Source organism: Paenacidovorax caeni, assembly GCF_001298675.1.
In the GTDB taxonomy this organism is placed as follows: domain Bacteria; phylum Pseudomonadota; class Gammaproteobacteria; order Burkholderiales; family Burkholderiaceae_C; genus Paenacidovorax; species Paenacidovorax caeni.
Map to the genome: position 1 here is coordinate 1 of NZ_CYIG01000107.1, position 2190 is coordinate 2190.

Annotated in this window: 2 protein-coding genes and 2 pseudogenes; 3 read left to right on the forward strand and 1 reads right to left on the reverse strand. The window is 63.3% G+C overall.

Translation table 11 applies throughout. The annotated features are described in order from the left end of the window. Positions 1-184: 184 nt before the first annotated feature. A complete protein-coding gene (locus tag BN2503_RS18880; protein WP_054258124.1) occupies positions 185-877 on the forward strand; it encodes a Crp/Fnr family transcriptional regulator in 693 nt (230 codons plus the stop codon). A gap of 96 nt (positions 878-973) precedes the next feature. Here the strand turns inward: BN2503_RS18880 and BN2503_RS18885 are convergent, their stop codons facing one another. Continuing rightward, on the reverse strand, positions 974-1552 hold the full coding sequence (locus BN2503_RS18885) for an NADPH-dependent FMN reductase (RefSeq protein WP_054258125.1): 579 nt from the start codon (positions 1550-1552) through the stop codon (positions 974-976). A gap of 96 nt (positions 1553-1648) precedes the next feature. On the opposite strand from BN2503_RS18885, the pseudogene BN2503_RS20375 reads away from it, so the two are divergent. Then, positions 1649-1738, forward strand: a pseudogene (locus tag BN2503_RS20375) (FAD-dependent oxidoreductase); the annotation flags it as partial. A gap of 1 nt (position 1739) precedes the next feature. Beyond that, a pseudogene (locus tag BN2503_RS18890) lies at positions 1740-2190 on the forward strand (transposase); the annotation flags it as partial.

Sequence of the window (2190 nt, forward strand, 5' to 3'; positions counted from 1 at the left end):
CCTGCATCGTGAACCTCAAAAGTGGGAGGCCACCATACCCGTTTACAAAGCGAACAGGAAAGTCAATGAAATCAACGGTCTACCCAGACCACCCCCGCGCCAGTGCTAGCTTTGCGTACCGTCACTTATTGCACTGAAAACGAGGAGACCCCAATTTAGGGTAATTACTGGAAAAAAATAGACCGTGTACCCCAAATCCGATCTTCTGGAAGCGCTGAGCATCAACACCTGGTTTGCAGCCTTGCCTCTGGCCGAACGCAAAGCCATGGTGCGTGCGGGCGAAGTCACCACATTCCGGGCTGGCGAAATGCTGTACCGCAAGGGGGATGCGGGGGCGAGTTTTGTGGGTCTGGTGGAAGGGGCCTTCAAGGTGTCCACGCTGGGCGAGGATGGTCGCGAAGCCATCCTGGCCGTGATGGAGCCCGGCAACTGGTTTGGCGAATCCTCGTTGCTGGACGGGTTGCCCCGACCCCATGACGTCACCGCCATCCACGACAGCATCGTGCTGGCGATCGGTGTGGTCGAGTTTGAGCGGCTGATGCGCCGTCCGGCATTTGCACGGGCGCTGGGCGCGTTGCTCTGCAGCCGGGTGCGCGTGCTGTACAGCCTGGTGGAAGACGCCATGCTGCGCTCCACCCGCACCCGCATTGCCCGGCGCCTGCTGGCACTGGCCCGCGGCGACGCAACGATGGCCGTGGATGCCAGGGCGCGTGTGACGGTGTCGCAGGAGGCGCTGGCCATGATGCTGGGTATCACGCGCCAGACCCTGTCCAAAGAGCTCAAGGTGCTGGCGCGCGATGGCGTGCTGTCGCTGGGCTATGGGCGCATCGACATCCTTTCGGTGCCGGAGCTGGACAAACGCGGGGCGCTGGCCTGAGTTGCAGGACAGGGCATGGATCAGTCAGGTGACCGAGCAAGCTATAAAAACAATAGCTGCTTGCGCAATTTTGACGGGGGCTAGAGCTGTATTTGGCTAAGAAAGCCGCTTGGCAGCCCAGAGTACCTGGTCCACCACGGCTGCTACGCTGGCCTGGTGCGTGGCGTCCTGGAGCTGGCCCTGTGCGTCAAACGCACTGCCGGCGCGGCCCAGGGCGAACTGTTGCGGGCACAGCCAGCATTGCAGGTTGAGCAGTAACGGGCTCAGGTGGCTGAGCGAGCGTAGGCCGCCCAGTGCACCGGGCGACGCGCTGAGCAATCCCACCACCTTGCCGGCGAATGGCTTGCTGCTGTCGCTCCAGTAGGCGTGGTTCTTCACCGGACTGGAGGCCCAGTCCAGGGTGTTCTTGAGCAGGGCGGTGTAGCTGCCGTTGTACTCGGGCGAGCAGATGATCCAGGCCGGGTGTTCATCCAGGACCTCCTTGAGCTTCATCACATCGGGTGGTGTGCCCTGCGCTTCGAGGTCGGCGTTGTACAGCGGAATGTCCAGGTCGCCCAGCTCCAGCAGGGTCACGCTGGCCCCCGCAGCGCGGGCCAGATCGGCTGCAGCTTTGGCCAGCTGGCGGTTGTAGGACTGGGTGCGGGTGCTGCCGGCGAAGACAAGGAGTTTGCTCATGGCCCCATTGTCGTCAATAAACAGGGCAGCCGGTAAAATCGGCCTCTCCCTGACTGCGCCGGGCGCGCGTTTCTTTCTGCGCCCATTTGGAACACCATGCTTTACCCACAAGATTTCGATGTCATCGTCGTTGGCGGCGGCCATGCCGGAACCGAGGCCGCCCTGGCTGCCGCCCGCATGGGCTGCCCTGCGCGCCTTTGTGGGCCGTGGGCTGCTGGAGAACTTCGAGGCAAAAGAGATGCTGGGGTACAAACACAGCGGTTTCTCGGTGGATGTCGGGGTGTGCATTGAATCCCACGACCGTCCAGGCCTTGAGCGGCTCTTGCGCTATTGCGCCCGCCCACCCTTTGCGATGGACAGGCTGCGCAAAGAGGGAAGCAAACTGGTGTACCGCTGCGGCAAGCAGCGCAGCGAACCCACCAGCGACAAGCGCGGTGCCAAGGTTGATGAGCTGCACCTCACACCGCTGGAGCTGATCGACCGCATTGCCGCGCTGGTTCCCCCGCCACGCACCCACCGGCACCGCTATTTTGGCGTGTTGGCACCCAACTCGCCGCTCAGGGCTGCGGTGACGGCGCTGGCGACACCGGCGCAAGCCGCTCCCGTGCTGGGCGCGTCGATCAGCACGGGGGAGTGCG